Below are 19,208 nucleotides of genomic sequence, written 5' to 3'. Positions count from 1 at the left end.
AAGTGACAATGATTGAAGTTTTATCCTTAAAACATACAGTAAACTTCCTCCGCCATGCACTGCCTATTAGCGTTATGTCGGCAGTGTTAGTGCTGGGCTCGCTGGTATCACTCGCAACTAATGGCGTTAACTGGGGTCTTGATTTCACTGGCGGTACTGTTGTTGAAATGGAGTTTACTCAGCCGGTTGATTTGAATGCACTGCGTGTGCAACTGACGACGCCAGATTCCGAAGGTGCGATCGTGCAAAACTTCGGTTCTAGCCGTGACGTACTTGTACGTTTACAGGTGAAAGAAGGCGTTAAGAGCGATGTGCAGGTTAAGTCTGTCATGGAAGCCGCGCAGAAAGTTGACCCACAAGTGCAGCAGAAGCGTGTTGAGTTTGTTGGCCCACAAGTGGGTAAAGAACTGGCAGAGCAAGGTGCATTGGCGGTATTAGTCGCGCTGATTTGTATCATGATCTATGTGTCGTTTCGTTTCGAATGGCGCTTAGCGTTTGGTTCTGTAGCGGCACTGGCGCACGATGTCATCGTGACATTAGGGGTGTTTTCGTTATTTCAATTGGAATTTGACTTGACCGTATTGGCGGGCTTGTTGACTGTGGTGGGTTACTCACTTAACGATACTATTGTGGTATTTGACCGTATCCGTGAGAACTTCCTTAAGCTGCGTAAGAGCGATCCTGAAGAAATAGTTAACATTTCAATCACTCAAACTATGAGCCGTACCATTATTACAACGGGCACGACTTTGGTGACTGTTGTGGCCTTGTTCCTTAAGGGCGGCACTATGATCCATGGCTTTGCGACTGCATTGCTGTTGGGGATTTTTGTGGGTACTTATTCCTCTATCTATGTGGCGAGCTTCTTGGCCGTTAAACTGGGTATCAATCGTGAACACATGATGCCAGTTGAGATTGAGAAAGAAGGCGCAGACCAACCTCCTATGATGCCTTAAAGGTTAATTTGGAGTTAAAAAGCCACCGACGAGGTGGCTTTTTTTTGCATCGATTTTGAGGCGTATCTGACATTCTGCTAGCAAACTCACAAAGTTATAGTCAGTTATGTTGTAAAAAGTGAATGTTAATTTATTTAACAACTGATGTAAAAATCAGCGCTCGACAGCCTCGGCTATTTAGCAGTAGGATGTCGGCAACCCATATTCTAGAGAGTTGTAGCCGTAGGATGTCGCATGGAAGAACGTAAAGTGTTAGTTGCTGGTGGTAATTTATTGCAGGCCCATACATGGAAAGGTTTATTGGAAGCCTGTGGCATTCATGTTGAACTCAGAGGTGAAGCGTTATTAGGCGGCATTGGTGAACTCCCTACTGGGATACAAAACGTCGAGTTATGGGTAGGTGAGTCCCAATACGCGTCGGCACAAGTTCAATTGAATGCGTTGGATGTTGAAAGTCCGCAATGGCAGTGTGTGCAATGCCATGAGACTAATGAAGGCAGTTTTGAGCTTTGCTGGCAATGTAGCTCAGAGCGCAGCGAGAGCCACAACTAGTCTTTCACTGGCAACTTTCTCAGCTTTGCGGTGAGGCTGAAAGATTGCGTCTGCAGGATGAGAAGATTACACTTTGCTGATAAGCTGACATTCATCATGCCATTCAATATCTTATCTAGGAGTTAGTGATGCAACATCCCAATGCATTTTCCGCCCTTGTTGACGCTATTCTGCCTAATATCACCGAAGTGACAATCGAAGCTTATCAGGCCGATGACCGCTGGCACCTTGTTGATGTGCGTGAGGATCGTGAGTGGCTGCAAGATCATTTACCCCGAGCGAAACATTTAAGCCGGGGTATTTTAGAGCGTGATATCGAAGCGCGTTTCCCCGATAAAAATACACCTATATTACTCTACTGCGCGGGTGGTGCGCGCTCCGCCTTGGCTGCCCATAATCTGCAACTTATGGGTTACACCCACGTTGCCTCTATGATTGGTGGCTATAAGGGCTGGGTACAGCGTCAACTGCCAGTCGTGCAGGACTAAGCGTTCAGGATCTCATCTAATGCAATATTTTCCCTTGTTTGTCGATACGGTTAATTTGAATGTTCTACTGGTGGGTGCAGGCGATGTGGCGAGCCGTAAGTTAGCACTGCTGACACGTACTGAAGCCAATATCCACGTGGTAGCGCCAGAGGTGAACCCTGAAGTGCAACGTTATGCAGATGCTGGCCGTATTTTGTTATCCCAGCGTGAAGTCGTCCATGCCGACATTCAAAATTATGATTTGGTGTATTTAGCTACGGCAAACGACAGTCTTAATGCCGAGTTAGCGACCTTAGCTACCGCGCGTGGTATCTGGGTTAATGCCGTTGATAATCCCGCCTTTTGCCGCTTTATCACTCCTTCTATTGTGGATCGAGGTCGTTTAGTGGTCGCGATCAGCACTGCGGGCGCAGCACCGGTATTTGCACGCACGATTCGCTCGCGTTTAGAATCTAGCCTACCGCAGTCACTCAAACCGTTATTCGATTTTGTCGCTGATAGACGCGTCGAAGTACAAGATAAACTCGATTCAACCTCGAAACGCCGCTTATTTTGGGAGCGTTTTTTCGATACCAATGGCGACCGTTTCGATAGTCGTACCACCGAGCATTACCATAATGCGTTTAATAACTTAGTCAGCCGCGGTGAAATCCTTTTGTTGGATGATGCAACATCTGTGGACTTACTGCCGCTCGCCGCCATGCCATTATTACAGCGCCTCGATTGGATATACAGCCAAGGGGATTTGAGCGTCGAACTCGCTGAACTTGTTCGCCGCGACGCAGATCGTGGTTTTTTACCCGCTTTCAGTGAATTGAGTCAACAGTATGAGCTGGGTACGCGCATGCTACTGGTAGCGGATACGCAAAAAATCAGCTTGTTGAAAGCCCATTTCCCCATGGCTAAACATCTGCGACCCGGTGCGATTTAATTTCTTACCGATTCAGCCTTGGGTTCGATTTAATCTTCTGTTCGATTGCACTTTATGTTCGATTTCATGGGCGTATTCTATTGTTCGTTTGAGCTAATGCCGAGTCTCAGGTAGACTCGGCAGCCTTATTTTAGGATTTCGCTGTTTCAGGATTTCACTCTGCATTTAGGATGACTATGGCCCTCAAGGCGACCGTGTTTAAAGTCAATTTACAGATAGCCGATATGGATCGGAATTATTACCAAGACCATCAATTGACGCTTGCACAGCATCCTTCCGAAACCGATGGCCGCATGATGGTGCGTTTACTCGCGTTTATTGTGAATGCCAGCGAAACCTTAAGTTTTAGTAAAGGTCTGTGCGTCGATGACGAGCCAGAGCTATGGGACAAAACCCTATCCGGTGAAATTGATCTGTGGGTTGAGTTTGGTCAGGCCGATGAAAAATGGCTGCGAAAGGCCAGCGGCCGTGCCAAAGTCGTGCAGCTCTTTACCTATGGTGGTCGCAGTGTACCGATTTGGTGGAAACAGAATCAGCAAGCGTTAGAGCGTTATCAGAATTTAAAAGTGTGGAATATTGCCGAAGAGTCCGTCACGGCGATGGAAGCGTTTGTTGGGCGTAATATGGCATTGCAAGTTTCGATTAGTGAAGGCCAAATTTGGTTATCGGATAATGAAACCAGTGTGTTGATTGAGCCTGAAATTCTCAAAGATATTGAATAACATGTCTTGTAAAAAAAGAGCCTGCAATTGCAGGCTCTTTCTGTTTATCACTTTTAAGTATCAGTAATAGTATCGATTTTTATTTATTTGAAGCTCAGTTCCCAGCCATCGATATAACCAACATCACCACGGCCACTGTCTACTGCTTTTAACTTCCATACGCCGTTCGAATTAGCACCTGTCATATCTGCGGTATAGCTCTTGTTGATATTGTCTGCACCAAGACCGGTGTTGTTATGCAGGGTAACCGTTTTTCCTGAAGGGCTGATCAGCTGCACTTTTAAGTCACCAATGTAAGGGTGGACTATGTTCACGACTGCAGTCACAGTACCTGAATCACCTGTGCGAGTAACCGTGATTGGGCTAGTGATCCCCGCCGCTTTGTTATCAGGAATATTATAGTTATCAGTATTGGTATAGCTCGTTGGCGTACCGCCGCCATTAGACGCTGTGTAGTTCGCCGTTAACGACACACCAGTGAAAGCCGAATCGCCTTTCACCATGGCATAGTAAGTGCCTGATTGTACGTTGGTGATTGGACAAGACTCACTATTGCCACTTTTATACGGACGGCAATCGTAATTAGTGGTGGTTGGCGCCGCGCCATATTGCACATACAAGTCTGCATCACCTGTGCCACCGTTCATCACAAAGCCTAGGTTAGTTGCACCTGCTGGAACTTCAAATGAAAAATGTAATTCTTCACCTGTTGCGCCTGCTAAACCTGTTTTCGCCACACCGTTCACCAGAACACTATCGCCCGGTTCGGTTGGATCGACAGGACCCGTTGGACCAGTACAAGATGCGTCTAGGAAGGCTTTTGCTGCAACTGCATTAACTAAACCATAGCCATAGTAGTTGTCACGACCCGCAGTACCAAGATCTTCGGCGGTCATTTTCAATGCGTTACGGACTTGCGCCGCACTACACTCTGGGTGGTAGCTCCACACTAAGGTCGCAACACCTGACACATGCGGTGTCGCCATAGATGTACCATTGTAGTACTCGTAATCTTTATTGCCTTGGTTGCTGACTGTGACTGTCGCGCCCAGTTGATTGCGCAATGCTAAGCCTGTTGCACGATCAACAGATACAGAAACCATATTGATTTCGTTGTTAGCATCGACAAGGAAGGGGTTTTGTAAGCCGGGTAATACCGCGTTACTGTAAACAATCGTCGCACTGGCACCTGCATTCTTACAGGCTTTAGCTGCGTTAATTTCAGGGTAGCTAGTGCCTTGATTACCAACACGTTCCACTAAACAAATCTTATTGGTCATGTTGCCGCAGTTGAAGCTTGTGCCGCTAACGGTACATTCTGCCAAAGTTGCAGTGCTGGTACCGTTAAATGGTGCGGGGACATAGCTGCCACCAGAGGATATCAGGCGATTGTGTGGCACGACACCTGAGTCAAAGTAAGACTGACTGCCGATAGTGATATCGGCTAAACGGCCTTCGCCACGGGTAACAGTCGATAGAACGGCTTCACCAGGGCCAGATATTTCCACTTGGTTGGTGTATTGGGAGAATGCTGAGTGGTCTTTATGGCTATCCACAGAGGCGACAGACATGACGCCATCGTAGGATGCTGGGTAGCTGTGAGTGCTATTCCCATCGTTACCCGCAGCAGCAATCAGGAGAACACCATTATTATAGTGGGCGGCCAGAGCGTTACGCTCAGTGGTGCTAGAACCTGAACCACCTAAACTCATAGTGACAACATTGGCGCCGTTGGTGACGCAAGTGTCTACGGCAGCGACTAAGGATGAAGAGTAGCCCCAGCCAGATTCATTAAACACTTTGATCACATGAATATTGGCATTTTGATTTGGCATAACGCCGATCACGCCATCATTGTTGGCAATCGCCGCAATCGTCCCCGCAACGTGCGTACCGTGGGCGTTATTATTGCCCGGCTCAAACCAGTTACCCGTGCCTGAGTTATTGGTTCCTGTGACATTGTTGCCACCTAAGTCGCTGTGACTACGGTCGTAGCCTGAGTCGATAATACAAATAGTGCGGTTGCCAGCTTGGCTGTCGCTTAGCTGGGTTGCTCCTACAAAAGTTTGGCCCCAAGGCGTACTTTCACTTAGAAAGCGGCGTGGCATATCTTCTTCGACATATTCCACATCAGCACGGGTTTTTAAGGCATTGATCCCTTTGGCATCGAGTTTCACCGAGTAACTGTTACTGCGGCCGATACGCTTCATTTCCTTCGCTTGTACTTTATTTAATGCGGTATGTTGGGCACTGATTTCAGCCATTTGTGGCTGATAATTCATTGTGGTTGGTAGCGTATCTGTTGTCGCGTCATTGAGTGACTGCAGATCACTCGTTGATTGCACACTATTGGCTGACATGATGGCCGCGGCATCAGTGTTTTTAAACTTCACAATGTAACGCTTTGGCAGTGGGGAGGTTTGTGCTTGTAATGCTGCGGCAAAACCTGGGGCTTGTGGTGCTGCTTGTACACCGGCTGAGATCGCAATAGCTAAGCTTGAAAGGCTTAACGCTATTTTAGTGGTTCTGTTGATTGTCATGTTCTTCTTCCATGGTCAATTTAGTGTTAATCATTATTATTTTATGTTTCATAAGAATAACTACGACTCAGATGCTACTCGGTTAGTGAATTTATCTGCGACCACGTAATTTGTAAATCAATTGTTAACAGTATGGCGGTTGGTAAGTATTTAGATTTAATAGGCATTTATAGTGCATATAAATTCAAGTTGTAACGATTTGTAACCAAATTTTATTAAAATATTTGTTTTTTTATGTGATAAACGTGAATAAGTGAATACGAATTTACGACTTCATATGAGGGCTTTTGATTGATTTTACCGTTATCAATGCATTGAAATTTATATATATATTTTTTTGTAATTAAAAATAACAAAAACAAACTTTAAGTTTTCATCATAATGATAATATTTTCTCAAGTGATTGATTATGCGAAATTGTTGCAAAAGGCTGTCAATAGGGTGGCAGTTGCCAATTGATTGACGACGGCTAAGCCATTCGAGCTAATTTGTTGAAGTGTTTTTGAAGGGGAATGTGAGCGGCAAAACGAGAAGTGGAAGCATGCAATATGTGTGATAAAGGAAAATGCTGAGTGTTACATCATCCAAAATAGCGGTACAGGATATGAGCTACCACTGCGAACTCGAACATGCTTCAATTATGTTTATGAGGCTAATTATGTCGATAAACTTTCAATTAAAAATTTTAAATAATCTTATTTATTTTTCATCGTTAGAACAGTCTAAAAAATATATTCATTTAAATAATTATAACGCCCATCAGTGTGACGCTTTACTTCTAATAATCTGCATACATAAGTGTGAATCTTTCGCATTTTCACAAAATTTAACATATAAGCATTTTGCCTAATAGCGTATCTCTTGGATGGGTGGTAAATTAAATTAATTCATGAGGTAAGTTGTTTTTCTTGTGGCATGGTTTAAGCGAGTGAGTGCACGAATTTAAGGCTGTGCACTATAAATCCTAAATTGGAGTAAATAAAAATTATAAAAAATATAACATCTAAGCGGATCGTATTGATATCTTCTTCAGCTGATCATCTTCATATAGAGCTTGAAACACCACAGTTACTTGCTGAAAAATTAAATGCAATTGTTTCAAATGCTTGGCCTTGTGGCGAATATGATTGTGATGCAATGGCGTTTTTCCTTGCTTGCTATGAAAATGGCGGTGAAGCAGCCCAAGGTTGGTATGGCTGGTATGCAGTTGATATTAATCCTGTTTCAGGAGAGAGAACACTAGTTGGCTCTGGTGGTTATTTTGGACCTCCAGATAGTCATGGGATGGTTGAAATAGGTTATTCAGTGCTACCTGAGTGGCAGCGTCGTGGCTATGCTACAGAAATCGTTAATACACTCGTTTCCCATGCTTACTCTTTTGAAAAAACAAAGAACATTATTGCTCATACTTCAGCGGAAAATGAAGCATCAAAAAGGGTTTTGATTTCCAATGGTTTTAGTGAGACTGGCGTTAATGAAGGTCATCTACGTTTTGAACATGTTAGATAGTTAATTTTTTGCCATACATCGGATCATTTATGTTACTTGTGTAGCAGCGAAAACGATTATTAATTTTTATCTGGATCGATTTACGCTAATAAGACACTTCAATATCTCGTTATTCGCCCGCCATCTCAGACGTCTAATGTTGGGGTGGATAAAAGCTTTTTATATAAAGCAATGTTGATTGATAGGCTATTGCTTAAAGTAAGCTTATTCATTTAGACAATAAAAAAGCGCCCTAGGGCGCTTTTAGCCGTTAAACCTAGCGAGGTGACATTACTTAAGTGATTTATCCTTACTTCCCCACACTAGAGCCAATTTGATGGTTTTGAATTACTTAGCGGGCGTTTTTTGCGCTTCAACTAAGGTGGAATAGCCGCCACCATTATAGGTTTGGGTGTATCCGGCAGCGACTAAGGCTTCGGTCGCAATACTGCTACGACGACCGCTGCGGCAATACAAGACGACGGGAGCATCTTTGGCGATGCCACGCTTAGCAAACTCCTCTGTCACTTGCTCAAAGGGAATATTGACCGCATTCGCTAAATGACCTTCGGCAAATTCTTCAGGCGTTCTAACATCGAGCACCATAGCGCCTGCGGCAATTTTATCCCATGCGATTGCAGGATCTTGGTCGGCGGCGCTGGCTATCATGGGCATTAGCAGCAGTGGCATGAGTACCAGTGATTGTAAGCTTAATAGGGCTAAGCGCATTAGGCTTTGGCCACGGGTTACGAGGTTGTGGGTCACTTTATCTCTCCTTGACGGCTTTTTGGCACGCTTGTATTAGGCCAAGCGTGTACTTGCTCACCTAACTCTTATCTCTTATTTTAACTCTTAAGCAGTGACTGTATGTGGCTTAGCTTTGTTTAGCAATTTCAGCCTCTGATTTTACACCCAATTTTCGTAAAACCATGGCGGCAGGACAAAAACCGGTAAAAGCACTTTGGAATAGGTTAGCGCCAACAAATGCGGTTAACCACAGAAAGTTGTGGTGCACATAGGCGGTTAACACTAGTGACAGTAACACCATCAATCCAGCAAAAGCCATAATACTGCGTTCTAATGACATACCTTACTCCTTGAAGCCATCTTGGTGATGGCCTTTGTTGTGGTTAATTTTGTGTTTGTGTTTATATCTGAACAGTATTCATACGGTTTTTCATGGCCGTGTAGTACAGCACTGGGATGACAACTAAGGTCAGTATGGTCGAGATAAAAATACCAAAGATCAGACTGATCGCTAAGCCATTGAAAATCGGATCATCAAGAATAAACAATGCCCCTATCATGGCTGCAAATGCAGTCAGCATGATAGGTTTAGCTCGCACGGCGCCAGAGTGGATCACTGCCCGCTCAAAGGGCACGCCGGATGCGGTTTCTTGATTAATAAAATCGACCAATAATATCGAGTTACGCACAATAATCCCCGCCAGCGCTATCATGCCTATCATGGACGTCGCGGTGAATTGTGCTCCGAGCAGGGCATGTCCAGGCATTACGCCAATCACAGTCAGTGGAATTGGCGCCATGATGATAAGCGGCACCAGATACGATCTAAACTGCGCGACCACCAATAAATAAATCGCAATCATACCGACTGCATAGGCGATACCCATGTCTCTAAAGGTTTCGTAGGTGATCTTCCATTCGCCATCCCAGAGCACGGCGACTGAGTCTAACCCTGTGGGTTGGTGAATATAATGCTGATCAAACCCTAAGCCATCGGCGCCATCGATTTTGCCCGCCATATCGAACATGCCGTAGAGCGGGCTGTCCAGTGGTCCCGACATATCGGCGACGACCATGATCATAGGGATCATATTCTTATGGATAATCGGTGCATCGATTTTGCCACGTTTGATGGTTACCAGCTCAGAGACTGGCACAGATTGCCCCGTTTGGCTCAGTAACTTCATATTCAGTACTTGCTCTAAATCGACTTTCGCGCCTTCGTTTAATTGTAGGCGGATCGGTATCGGTTGTTTTTGCTGGGCTTGATGTAAATAACTCACATCTTTGCCGCCAACGGAGGTGGCAATCAAGTCGACAATATTGCTGTAGGGCACGGCCATCAGGCTGGCTTTACTGCGGTCGATCATCACTTGCCATTTTTGCTGGGCGGCGGGTAAGAAAATATCGATATCGACCACATCTTTGGTTTCATGGAACAGCGCCTGCATCTCATATGCGGCTTGCTCGCGGATAGCGGAACTTGGGCCATACACTTCTGCAACCAGCGGCGACCACACTGGCGGCCCTGGTGGCACTTCAACCACTTTGATATTGGCTTGATATTGCTCGCCAATTTGCTGCAGTTCGTCTCGCACCGATACCGCTATGCTGTGGCTGTCGCGCTTGCGGTGTTTCTTATCCACTAGGTTCACTTGGATGTCGCCAAGCTCTTGGCTGTGACGCAGGAAATAGTGGCGCACTAAGCCGTTAAAGTTCATTGGCGCGTTAGTGCCCGCATACAATTGCAGATGCTCGACCTCAGGGACGGTTGTTAGGTAGCGACTCAAATCCTGTAATACTCTTTGTGTTTGCTCTACGGGAGTGCCTTCTGGCATGTCCACCATCACTTGAAACTCGGACTTATTATCGAAGGGCAGCATTTTCAGTACCACGAGCTGACCCACGGGGAGCGCGACAGCGATACCGATCAACACAAATACGCCGGCAGCCAGTCCTATTCTTGCCTTACGGGCATTTTTACCCAGCAGGAAAGGACCAATTAAGTGAGTAAAGAGGCGCACCATCTTAGTTTCAGCTTCATCCTCGTGCGAGGCTTGGGCAGTATCGTGTTGGTCATTATGTTTCAGCAGTTTACGACTGAGCCAAGGAGTGACCACAAATGCCACTACGAGGGAAATTAACATGCCCATACTGGCGTTGATGGGGATCGGGCTCATGTAAGGCCCCATTAAGCCCGATACAAAAGCCATCGGCAGCAAGGCTGCGATAACAGTAAATGTCGCCAGAATCGTCGGGCCACCGACTTCATCGACCGCCACAGGAATAAGCTCGCTGAAGGAATTTTTGCCGAGCGCCATATGCCGGTGGATGTTTTCTACTACGACTATGGCATCGTCGACCAAGATGCCGATGGAGAAAATCAAGGCGAACAAGGACACGCGGTTTAAGGTAAATTCCCACGCCCAAGAGGCGAAAAGGGTGATCGCTAGCGTGATAATAATGGCCACGCCCACGACTAAGGATTCGCGTGCGCCCATGGTTAAAAAGACCAGCACGACTACGGCGCTGGTGGCAAAAATCAGTTTTAAAATAAGGGTGTTAGATTTATCCGCCGCGGTTTCGCCATAGTTACGTGACACTGTGACTTCGACATTGGCCGGGATCAACACATTGTCGACTTTAGCTATCCGCTCAATCACACTGTCGGCGATATCGACGGCATTTTGGCCTGCTTGTTTACCAATTGCGATTGTGACGGCGGGATAAATGTCGGTTTTATCTGCGTGCCAAACGCTCTGTTTAGGGATATCACTTTTTAAGCTGATTTCGGCAATATCCGCCAAATAAATCGGAATAGTCTTACCTTGTTTATCTTGATAGACACTGACGACTAATTGCTTGAGATCGTCGATGGATTGTAAAAACTGCCCAGCTTGGACCTTTATCTCTTGATTGCCTTGCACTAAGGATGCAGGCATAGAGACCATATTATTGTCATTCAGGCTTTGTCTTAACTTGTCGTAGGTCAGATTAAAGCTGTTCATCTTGGCGGGATCGATACGTATGTTGGCCACCATATCGTGCTGGCCAACGGTATCGATTTCGCGAGTGCCGGGAATACGCTTAATTTCGGTTTCTAATCCAAGGGCGACATGGGTTAGCTGCTCAGCAGACACTTGCCTGTCCTTAGACCACAAGGTCAAACTGACAATGGGCACATCATCGATGCCGCGGGGTTTAATTAGCGGATCGCCCACGCCAGCGCCCCTTGGCAATTTATCCATATTGGAATAAATCTGGTTGTATAGGCTGACGATGGCATCATTGCGCCCGACGCCGACCTTAAAGATGACGATGATCAGCGCGCCATCGGGTTGGGAGAACGAATACAGAGTATCTATGCCTTTGATTTCGGAGATCACTTGTTCCGCTGGCAGAGTGACTAAGTTTTCAACTTCCGTGGGTGTCGCGCCGGGAAAAGGGATAAACACATCGGCAAAGGTGACATCAATTTGTGGCTCTTCTTCTTTTGGCGTGACCAAAATGGCGAATAAGCCAAGTAAGAGCCCGAGAAGTGCTAATAGCGGCGTGATGGCGCTATTTTGAAAGGCAGCGGCAATTCGTCCGGAAATCCCAAGTGTGGTTTGTGGTACTGGAGCATGTTTCATAAAACAACCTCGACAAAGCTTAAGTCGCTAGGGAATTTATTGCTTCTTGCTGAGCAACACTTGGTAGGCATCAACGGCCACCTTGTCACCCGACTTAAGGCCCGCAAGCACTTCTACCTCGCCATCTAAGGGCTCAGTGACACGGACTTGGGTCAGCACAAAGGCTTCGCCTTGTTTAAGGTAAACACTGCTTAGTTCGTTCATTGTGAGCAGTGCAGAGGCGGGCAGTTGGATTTTTTCCCGATCGCCATTTTTAAAGGAAGCTTTTGCCCAAGTACCGGGTTGAAGATTGGCTTCATTTTCTGGCAGATTAATTCGCACTTGATAACTGTGGCTGACAGGATCGGCGAAACTGAAAATCGTGAGGTCAGTTGAGGTGAATTCGCGGCCATCACTTAAACGGACGAGAAATTCAGGGGAATTTTTAAGTTGGTTAATGTAACGCTGTGGCACTTGGGTAATGGCGCGCATTTGACTCGCGGAAAACCCTGAAAGAAGTGCTTGTCCTGGGCTTACGGTTTCGCCAAGTTCGACAAAACGCTCAGTGACTATGCCACTAAAAGGCGCTGAAACGACAGTGTATCTTAAGGATTCGTTGGCTTTGATGACACGGGCATGTGCTGCACTGACGGCTTGTTCTGTTGCTTTAGCATTGGCGGTGGCTTCATCCATCGCGCCCTTAGAAATCGCGCCTTGGGGAAATAGCTCTTTATAACGTTTGTATTGTGCCTGAGCTTCGACATTTAAAGCCTTCGCTTTGGCTAGATCAGCCTCAAAGCTTGCCAGTTCAGCGCCTTGCTCTTTACTGGTAATTTCCAGTAGGGCGGCTCCTTCGGGGACGACATCGTTAACATCGTAGTTGAGTTTGACAATACGACCAGAGGTTTGCGCCGATACCGTCGCCGCTTTTACTGCTTCAATGGTGGCGTCTAAGGTGACCCAATTCGGATAGGGTTTATTTAAGACTTCGATGGTTTCGACTGAGGCAGCCTGAGCTTGAGTACTGGAAAGTGCCAGCAGTAAGAAAAAAGCACGAGAAATTGATGTCATAACTTATATCACCCCAGATGTAATTTATGAGAAAATTCTAATGGAGTTGTTTTCAATAGGCAATCAATATTTATTAGAAAAATTTAATGTAGTGTTTTTACCTAATTTAGGAATAAGGAATAAGGCCTATAGCGCCTTATTCCTCATGCTTCAGAGCTTCAAATTAAGCCTAAAATTTAGTCATTTAAATAATAGGTTAGTGTGGAAACGATGCGAATTTGTTTAATGTAAGGCGTGCTGCTGTCGCGGTCTGAAATAGTGAACTGGCCTTGACTCGCACTTTTAATTTTTCCGAGCCGAGAATCCGAATCCTTAGCAAACTTTTCAGCCACTTCGCGGGCATTTTGAGTCGCTTCTTGCACCATGACAGGTTTGACTGAGTTGAGATCAGTAAACAGAAACTCAGTGCGATTATCATAATCTTGACTGGCGATCGCTATGCCTTCTTTTACTAAGTTAATCATTTGTTTACGGGTATTCAGCATGAGATCAATCTGTGGGGTATAAACCGATAGGTTCACTTTTGCCGAGTAACGGTATCTGACGTTGGGATCGACATAACCTTGGGCTTGGCGATCTTCAATTGAAGGCAAAGAGACAGTAATTTCGCTGTCGCTAAAGCCTTGTTCCTTTAAAAACGCCACAACACGATCGGTTTTTTGCTGAACCGTCTCATAGAGTTTAGGCAGATTGTTATCGACCTCAGTGAAATTGATTGGCCAAATTGCCACATTGGCTTTGACTTCTTTTTCCGCTAAGCCCTTTACCGTGACAGTGCGTTCCATGGCTTTCATTTGCAATAGTGCTGAGCTTGCTGTCTGGCCTACATAAACAAGTCCAGCGCAAAGGAAACCACCTAACAGCAGGGCAGGAAGGATGTTACTTTTTTCCATAAAAAGAATCTCTTGATTAGATGAACTCAGTCTACGATACCGAATAAACCTCAGTCATGCACTGGGTTTATTCGGAATAGATGCCGCTTAAGGCAGAGGAGATTATGTTGAGAGATGAGTTTTGAAATATCTGTTTAAAGCATTTATTTTTCAGGAGGGATGGCGCTTGGCTGCCATAATTCGACTTTATTGCCATCAGGGTCAATAAACCAGCCAAAGCGGCCAAATTCTGAATCTTCAATACCACCAATCGGTTGACCGCCACCTTGCTCTACTTGTAGGAGTGCTTGCTCTAAATCGTCAACGACAAAGTTGAACATAAACCCTTTATCTGAGGGGGCGAAATAGTCCGTGCTATGGGCGAAAGGAGTCCAAACATGGTAGCCAAGAGTTGATTTATCTGTGTGATAAAACGCGGCGCCTCCCCAGTTTTCAATAGGGACTTGAAGATGGGTTTTGTACCAAGTTGCCAAGGCAACGGGATCGACACTTTTAAAGAAAATTCCACCGAGTCCAATGACTTTAGCCATAGCCGTAGCTGCATTTACAGGAGTATGAATTAACTTTAGGCAATAAATGCTTAAGATACAAAAAAGCCGCAAAAAATGCGGCTTTGGTGTTAGGAATTTATCTTAGAACTGGTAGCTGTATTGAACTGAGTAGTACATACCACTTGATTCAGTAATCGCATTAACAGGGCCTGCGATTGCGCTGTTTTCGATCAGGTGAACTTCTTCACCTTTAATATAAGCGATACCAAAGTCAACCGTGTTTTGTGGGTTGATGTGGTAGCTCATACCCGCTGTATACCAGTTACGGTCAGAGTCTGGGAATGAAATAGAGCTGATTTCGTCCACAACGCCTTGGTCATGCATATAACCCGCGCGCACGGTGAATTGTTCGTTGATTGTGTAAGTGCCACCTAGGCTGAATAACCATGAATCTTTCCATTGGTATTCTTTCAGCGCAACATCACCTACGGCTTGAGTCACTCCAACAGCTGGAATGGTTGCAACACCATCTTTAGCTGTGATTTGTTCAAAATTACCCCATTGGGTGTGCTGTGCTGTATAGTGCAGAGCAAACTTAGGGGTGATTTGATGAAAACCTGCAACTTGGAAGATATCCGCTAGCGGTACATCTAAACTATCAAAACTGGTGGCAACAGCCACTTGTCCAACATTTGGTATATTGGTTGATGTAATGGTATTAACATCACCTTTAACATTCACTGTTGGGCTGAAACGGTAGCTGATACCGAAACGATTGTCTTTATCTAACTCAATTGTGGCACCCACAATACCACCAAACGCCCAACCGTCAGCGTCGACGTCAACCAGAGGTGTCGCGCCCATGTTACGGGTTAAACGGCCTTCACCGTAAATGGCATCAATACCAGCACCGATACTGAACATGTCATTAATACGGTATGAAAGGCTGGTGTTAAAATTAACCGTTGTTACTTCTGTTTCGCCAAGCAGATCATAAGGTGCTGGTGAGCCTGCTGGTAAACTCTTTGAAAGTGAGCTGGCATCGGTACCGGTACCAAAGTTAGAGAAAGCGGCAAAACCTACGGCGAACTTATCGTCGATGGGGTGGATGTAGAAAATATTAGGGATAATTTTAGAGCTACCCGCGTCATCGATGCTGCCTAAGTCAACGGCACCACCGGCAAAGTTAACATCTTTAACATCAACAGTAATATCGGCATAAGTTAAGCCGAAGGAGATCGCATCTTTATCGAATAATGCCATAGCAGCAGGGTTACGTGATAACACAGAAGCGTTATCGGCAATAACCGCATCACCCGCAAATGCACGGCCCATACCAGTTGCTGATTGGCTGTTTAGTTGAAAACCTGAAGCTAAGGTTTGTGTGCTTGCTAATGCGACAGAAACGGCAATGAGTGTCTTGTTGAATGTTTTCATTATTATTCTCTCTATTTTTTATAAGTATTGGATTTTTATTCGGTCCTAGTCCGCCGAAAGTATTTAAATCCATTTATTAGTCTCCGGCATCTTATGGATTCAATGTACCCTCAACAAGTCCGACCAGAAGCGAAATATGTTAATTTTCAGTTAATTAAAAGTCTTTAAAACAAGAGTGATACTTTAGTATGCTTGAATGGTCTGGCCAGATGCTTGATATGAAGGGCTTTGGGTGCTGCTATGGGTTTCAATTGAAGTTAACGGTTTGTAATGGTGTGTAGGGTATTTAAAAGGATACAAAATGTAAAAAGCGCACACTTGTGCGCTTTTAAACATATGGAAGCATATCTAGATTAGAGTGCAGACTTAAATTGTTCGAACTCTGTCGTTATTTTTTCACTTGGAGCAGAGAATTTACTGACTAAAATACCCGCAATAGTCGCGAATATAAACCCAGGAAGGATTTCGTAGACTTCAAAAATGCCACCAGTGAGTTGCTTCCAAATCACCACAGTTAATGCACCGACAATAATAGTGGCGATAGCGCCATTACGGCTATATTGCTTCCAAAACAAGGATAACAAGACTACGGGACCAAAGGCCGCACCAAAGCCTGCCCAAGCATAACTCACTAGGCTGAGTACGCTACTTTCAGGATTGAGTGCTATCACACCTGCAATCACAGCGATAGCGAGTACACCTAAACGACCTACCATCATTAGCTCGCGATCATCAGCTTTTGGGCGCAACCATTTACGGTAGAAATCTTCGGTGATGACACTTGAGCAGACTAAGAGTTGTGAGTCGATAGTACTCATGATTGCCGATAAAATAGCGGCGATTAATAGCCCACCAATCCATGGGTTAAACGCCGCTTGAGCTAAATGGATAAATACCGTTTCAGAATTGGCTAATGGCTCTTTGGCGAAATAGAGCGAGCCTGCGATACCTGTGGCTAACGCGCCAATGAGAGATAACACCATCCAGCTCATGGCAATACGGCGTGACAAGGGCAGGGCATCGGCACTGCCTATCGCCATAAAACGCGACAAAATATGTGGCTGACCAAAATAACCTAGGCCCCATGCGAGCAAAGATAACATGCCGATGGCAGTGGTTTTGTCATTGACCAATGCCAGCATTGCGGGATCAATCGTTTCAATACCTGCATGGCTTTCGGGGTGAGCGAAAACGGCGAAAGGGACAATCAATAGGGCGATGAGCATTAAACTGCCTTGGAAAAAGTCAGTCCAACACACGGCAAAGAAACCGCCAATAAAGGTGTAACCGACTATGATGGCCGAGCCAATCACGAGGGCTGCGGTGTAATCAAGCCCAAAGACTTTCTCAAACAAAATCGCGCCACCGACCATGCCAGAGGAGGCATAGAAAGTAAAAAACACCAGAATAGTGATTGCGGAAACAAGTTTGAGATAGCCTTGGGTATCGTGGAAACGTTTCTCGAAAAAATCCGGTAAAGTGAGGGCGTTATCGGCGAGTTGGGTATAAATGCGCAGTCGTTTGGCAACAAATAACCAGTTTAGCCAAGCACCAATAATTAATCCTACGCCAATCCAGGCTGCACCTAAGCCGCTTAAGTAAACTGCGCCGGGTAACCCCAGTAACAGCCAACCTGACATGTCAGATGCACCCACGCTGAGAGCGGTTACTGCGGGGCCCATTTTGCGGCCACCTAAAATATAATCATCAACAGTATCGGTAGCACGGTAAGCCCAAAAACCTATGCCCATCATCAATACTAAGTAACCAACAAATGTGATTAAAATCGGGGTTTCAATCGTCATCTTGCCTTTTCCCATCTTGTTATTATTAAAAGTGGCAAGCATGCTACCAGATGTTTGAACGTGCGCCCATTAGCAGATGTAAGTGTGATTGAAATCTAACCTCCGATAACATGAAAATATCGGAGGTTGATTTTTAAATATCATTTATAACAATAACTTAAATAAATATATTCTTGATTTCGTCTTTTATATAGCTAAGGTCTGCTTTATCTTCACCTATAAGCAAAATAAACGCATCGGGTGTTTCAAAGCCCATTCCTTGGTATTTGCCATCGGCGAAGGTTTGGTCTAACACCATACGTTTTTCGAGTGGCACGATAAAGAGTGTGACCTTGCTTTGCTCGCCCTGTAGCACTAAGTGCAGGCTTTTCACCCCTTGAAAATCACAATAGGAGGTGTAATACACTTTGCCCGGTTGTTGGGTGAACTTGGCATTGCCAAAGTCTTTCATCGACGCGAGCTGCGCATTGACCTGATTAAAGTTGACGTTTTGATCCACCTGTAAGGCAACACCTTCATGGTAGACATGGGCCAGTGCATGTTCGGCTAAATCGATTGGCCCTAAACGTAATAGACTAAAACTGATCCCCACCACAAATGCCACCGAGGCCGCCATCGCCACTAAAAAGCCCGTCTGACGACGGTGTTTATGGTGTTGTTGTAACTGCTGACGCAAAATCAGTTTATCGGCGAGATCGTCCGCCACTTCTACTTTCAATGCATTTGTCAGTTTGGCATCAAGGTGTTTGAGCTCATTGATTAAGGCTTGGTTTTCTGGCTTAGCATTAATTTGCGCCAGAAAATCAGCATCTTGATTATGAGGATCTTCATAAGCTTGACGTCTAAATTTAAGCTCATCCATTGGATTGACCTCTCACATCATTCTTCTCAAGTAATTCTTTCAATTGGCTCCTCGCCCGAAATAAACGCGTCATTACGGTGTTGCGATTGAGCTCCATCAGCTCGGCGATTTCATCGCCGCTAAAGCCACCAATGAGCTGGAGTAAGAGTGGTTCGCGGTATTCGATATCCAGCTTGCCAATTTGTCGACGGATCAGATATTGCTCGGTCTGCTCTTCACTGCTATTGGAGATATTGTCTTCCAATGTATCTTGCTCAACGTCGGAATAATCGAACTGTTTACGCTCGAAACGCCGCGCATTTTCACGCCTAAGAATCGTGATCAGCCAAGCTTTCGCCGCTTTATCATCCTTGAGGGAATCCAAAGAGCGCCACGCCCGCAAGAAGGTTTCTTGGGTAATGTCTTCAGCCACGTGCTTATCGCCGCATAACCAATAGGCGTAGCGGAAAATGTCTGCATGTAGCGCCTTGACTAGGCTGTTGTATCGTCGTTGTTTGCTTAGCATGTCAGAAGAGACCGCGGGCTCGACGGATTTCTTGCGCCAGTTAGCAAACATTTTTTATCTTTGGGCTTTTTGGCTGAATATTTAGCATGGTAGCACTCGCTTCTTTGTC

General features: G+C 45.3%; 17 protein-coding genes. 6 read left to right on the top strand and 11 right to left on the bottom strand.

The genetic code is table 11. The features are described from left to right. Positions 1-8: 8 nt before the first annotated feature. From secF to L5M71_RS02545, 5 genes are all read left to right on the top strand, one after another. Complete coding sequence (gene secF / locus L5M71_RS02565) at positions 9-956, top strand: protein translocase subunit SecF (protein ID WP_263206273.1); 948 nt, start codon at positions 9-11, stop codon at positions 954-956. Between the two features lie 234 nt (positions 957-1,190). Continuing rightward, positions 1,191-1,508, top strand: a complete 318-nt coding sequence (locus tag L5M71_RS02560) for a DUF2007 domain-containing protein (protein ID WP_263206271.1) — start codon at positions 1,191-1,193, stop codon at positions 1,506-1,508. Between the two features lie 128 nt (positions 1,509-1,636). Next, complete coding sequence (locus tag L5M71_RS02555) at positions 1,637-1,996, top strand: rhodanese-like domain-containing protein (RefSeq protein ID WP_113941668.1); 360 nt, start codon at positions 1,637-1,639, stop codon at positions 1,994-1,996. 19 nt (positions 1,997-2,015) lie between these two features. Beyond that, on the top strand, positions 2,016-2,927 hold the full coding sequence (locus tag L5M71_RS02550; RefSeq protein ID WP_168824282.1) for a bifunctional precorrin-2 dehydrogenase/sirohydrochlorin ferrochelatase: 912 nt from the start codon (positions 2,016-2,018) through the stop codon (positions 2,925-2,927). Positions 2,928-3,103: 176 nt separating this feature from the next. Continuing rightward, a complete protein-coding gene (locus L5M71_RS02545) occupies positions 3,104-3,649 on the top strand; it encodes a YaeQ family protein (RefSeq protein ID WP_113941666.1) in 546 nt (181 codons plus the stop codon). 83 nt (positions 3,650-3,732) lie between these two features. On the opposite strand, the gene L5M71_RS02540 is transcribed toward L5M71_RS02545, so the two are convergent. Then, the gene (locus L5M71_RS02540; protein WP_263206267.1) at positions 3,733-6,189 is read right to left on the bottom strand and encodes a S8 family serine peptidase; all 2,457 of its coding nucleotides are present in this window, start codon (positions 6,187-6,189) and stop codon (positions 3,733-3,735) included. A gap of 1,017 nt (positions 6,190-7,206) precedes the next feature. Between L5M71_RS02540 and L5M71_RS02535 the strand changes: the two genes are divergently transcribed. Then, a complete protein-coding gene (locus L5M71_RS02535; RefSeq protein WP_219253877.1) occupies positions 7,207-7,698 on the top strand; it encodes a GNAT family N-acetyltransferase in 492 nt (163 codons plus the stop codon). A gap of 327 nt (positions 7,699-8,025) precedes the next feature. Here L5M71_RS02535 and L5M71_RS02530 read toward each other — a convergent pair whose 3' ends face one another. The 10 genes from L5M71_RS02530 to L5M71_RS02485 all read right to left on the bottom strand — a co-directional run bounded on the left by L5M71_RS02530 (position 8,026) and on the right by L5M71_RS02485 (position 19,150). Beyond that, positions 8,026-8,442, bottom strand: coding sequence for a rhodanese-like domain-containing protein (locus L5M71_RS02530; RefSeq protein WP_198572759.1), 417 nt, complete (start codon positions 8,440-8,442; stop codon positions 8,026-8,028). Positions 8,443-8,551: 109 nt separating this feature from the next. After that, positions 8,552-8,764 carry a DUF2892 domain-containing protein gene (locus L5M71_RS02525; protein WP_105252075.1) on the bottom strand — a complete coding sequence of 71 codons (213 nt, stop codon included), beginning with the start codon at positions 8,762-8,764 and terminating at the stop codon, positions 8,552-8,554. Positions 8,765-8,825: 61 nt separating this feature from the next. Continuing rightward, entirely contained in the window at positions 8,826-12,056 is a 3,231-nt protein-coding gene (locus L5M71_RS02520) for an efflux RND transporter permease subunit (protein ID WP_263206265.1), read from the bottom strand. Positions 12,057-12,092: 36 nt separating this feature from the next. Then, the gene (locus L5M71_RS02515; RefSeq protein WP_263206263.1) at positions 12,093-13,106 is read right to left on the bottom strand and encodes an efflux RND transporter periplasmic adaptor subunit; all 1,014 of its coding nucleotides are present in this window, start codon (positions 13,104-13,106) and stop codon (positions 12,093-12,095) included. 176 nt (positions 13,107-13,282) lie between these two features. After that, positions 13,283-13,999 carry an SIMPL domain-containing protein gene (locus tag L5M71_RS02510; protein ID WP_113940700.1) on the bottom strand — a complete coding sequence of 239 codons (717 nt, stop codon included), beginning with the start codon at positions 13,997-13,999 and terminating at the stop codon, positions 13,283-13,285. 143 nt (positions 14,000-14,142) lie between these two features. Then, positions 14,143-14,529: a VOC family protein gene (locus tag L5M71_RS02505; RefSeq protein ID WP_173244012.1), complete on the bottom strand. Its 387-nt coding sequence runs from the start codon at positions 14,527-14,529 to the stop codon at positions 14,143-14,145. Between the two features lie 102 nt (positions 14,530-14,631). Next, positions 14,632-15,927 carry an OmpP1/FadL family transporter gene (locus L5M71_RS02500; protein WP_173244015.1) on the bottom strand — a complete coding sequence of 432 codons (1,296 nt, stop codon included), beginning with the start codon at positions 15,925-15,927 and terminating at the stop codon, positions 14,632-14,634. 353 nt (positions 15,928-16,280) lie between these two features. Next, entirely contained in the window at positions 16,281-17,732 is a 1,452-nt protein-coding gene (gene putP, locus L5M71_RS02495) for a sodium/proline symporter PutP (RefSeq protein ID WP_263139137.1), read from the bottom strand. Positions 17,733-17,889: 157 nt separating this feature from the next. Then, positions 17,890-18,594, bottom strand: a complete 705-nt coding sequence (locus tag L5M71_RS02490) for a DUF3379 domain-containing protein (RefSeq protein WP_263206261.1) — start codon at positions 18,592-18,594, stop codon at positions 17,890-17,892. Beyond that, positions 18,587-19,150, bottom strand: coding sequence for a sigma-70 family RNA polymerase sigma factor (locus L5M71_RS02485; protein WP_006085483.1), 564 nt, complete (start codon positions 19,148-19,150; stop codon positions 18,587-18,589). Before L5M71_RS02485 ends, L5M71_RS02490 begins: the two co-directional genes overlap by 8 nt. Positions 19,151-19,208 lie beyond the last annotated feature (58 nt).

This window comes from Shewanella sp. SW1 (assembly GCF_025653545.1).
Taxonomy (GTDB): domain Bacteria; phylum Pseudomonadota; class Gammaproteobacteria; order Enterobacterales; family Shewanellaceae; genus Shewanella; species Shewanella oncorhynchi.
Note: the sequence above shows the minus strand (reverse complement) of the source record. Positions and strands in the feature narration are given on the sequence as shown.

What these genes read in the sequence shown, in the direction of transcription:
- L5M71_RS02545 (WP_113941666.1), top strand. Translation starts at nt 3,104, where the DNA reads ATGGCCCTCAAGGCGACCGTGTTTAAAGTCAATTTACAGATAGCCGAT.
- putP (WP_263139137.1), bottom strand. Translation starts at nt 17,732, where the DNA reads ATGACGATTGAAACCCCGATTTTAATCACATTTGTTGGTTACTTAGTA.
- L5M71_RS02505 (WP_173244012.1), bottom strand. Translation starts at nt 14,529, where the DNA reads ATGGCTAAAGTCATTGGACTCGGTGGAATTTTCTTTAAAAGTGTCGAT.
- L5M71_RS02500 (WP_173244015.1), bottom strand. Translation starts at nt 15,927, where the DNA reads ATGAAAACATTCAACAAGACACTCATTGCCGTTTCTGTCGCATTAGCA.
- L5M71_RS02540 (WP_263206267.1), bottom strand. Translation starts at nt 6,189, where the DNA reads ATGACAATCAACAGAACCACTAAAATAGCGTTAAGCCTTTCAAGCTTA.
- L5M71_RS02520 (WP_263206265.1), bottom strand. Translation starts at nt 12,056, where the DNA reads ATGAAACATGCTCCAGTACCACAAACCACACTTGGGATTTCCGGACGA.
- L5M71_RS02485 (WP_006085483.1), bottom strand. Translation starts at nt 19,150, where the DNA reads ATGTTTGCTAACTGGCGCAAGAAATCCGTCGAGCCCGCGGTCTCTTCT.
- L5M71_RS02490 (WP_263206261.1), bottom strand. Translation starts at nt 18,594, where the DNA reads ATGGATGAGCTTAAATTTAGACGTCAAGCTTATGAAGATCCTCATAAT.
- L5M71_RS02560 (WP_263206271.1), top strand. Translation starts at nt 1,191, where the DNA reads ATGGAAGAACGTAAAGTGTTAGTTGCTGGTGGTAATTTATTGCAGGCC.
- L5M71_RS02510 (WP_113940700.1), bottom strand. Translation starts at nt 13,999, where the DNA reads ATGGAAAAAAGTAACATCCTTCCTGCCCTGCTGTTAGGTGGTTTCCTT.
- secF (WP_263206273.1), top strand. Translation starts at nt 9, where the DNA reads ATGATTGAAGTTTTATCCTTAAAACATACAGTAAACTTCCTCCGCCAT.
- L5M71_RS02555 (WP_113941668.1), top strand. Translation starts at nt 1,637, where the DNA reads ATGCAACATCCCAATGCATTTTCCGCCCTTGTTGACGCTATTCTGCCT.
- L5M71_RS02515 (WP_263206263.1), bottom strand. Translation starts at nt 13,106, where the DNA reads ATGACATCAATTTCTCGTGCTTTTTTCTTACTGCTGGCACTTTCCAGT.
- L5M71_RS02525 (WP_105252075.1), bottom strand. Translation starts at nt 8,764, where the DNA reads ATGTCATTAGAACGCAGTATTATGGCTTTTGCTGGATTGATGGTGTTA.
- L5M71_RS02550 (WP_168824282.1), top strand. Translation starts at nt 2,016, where the DNA reads ATGCAATATTTTCCCTTGTTTGTCGATACGGTTAATTTGAATGTTCTA.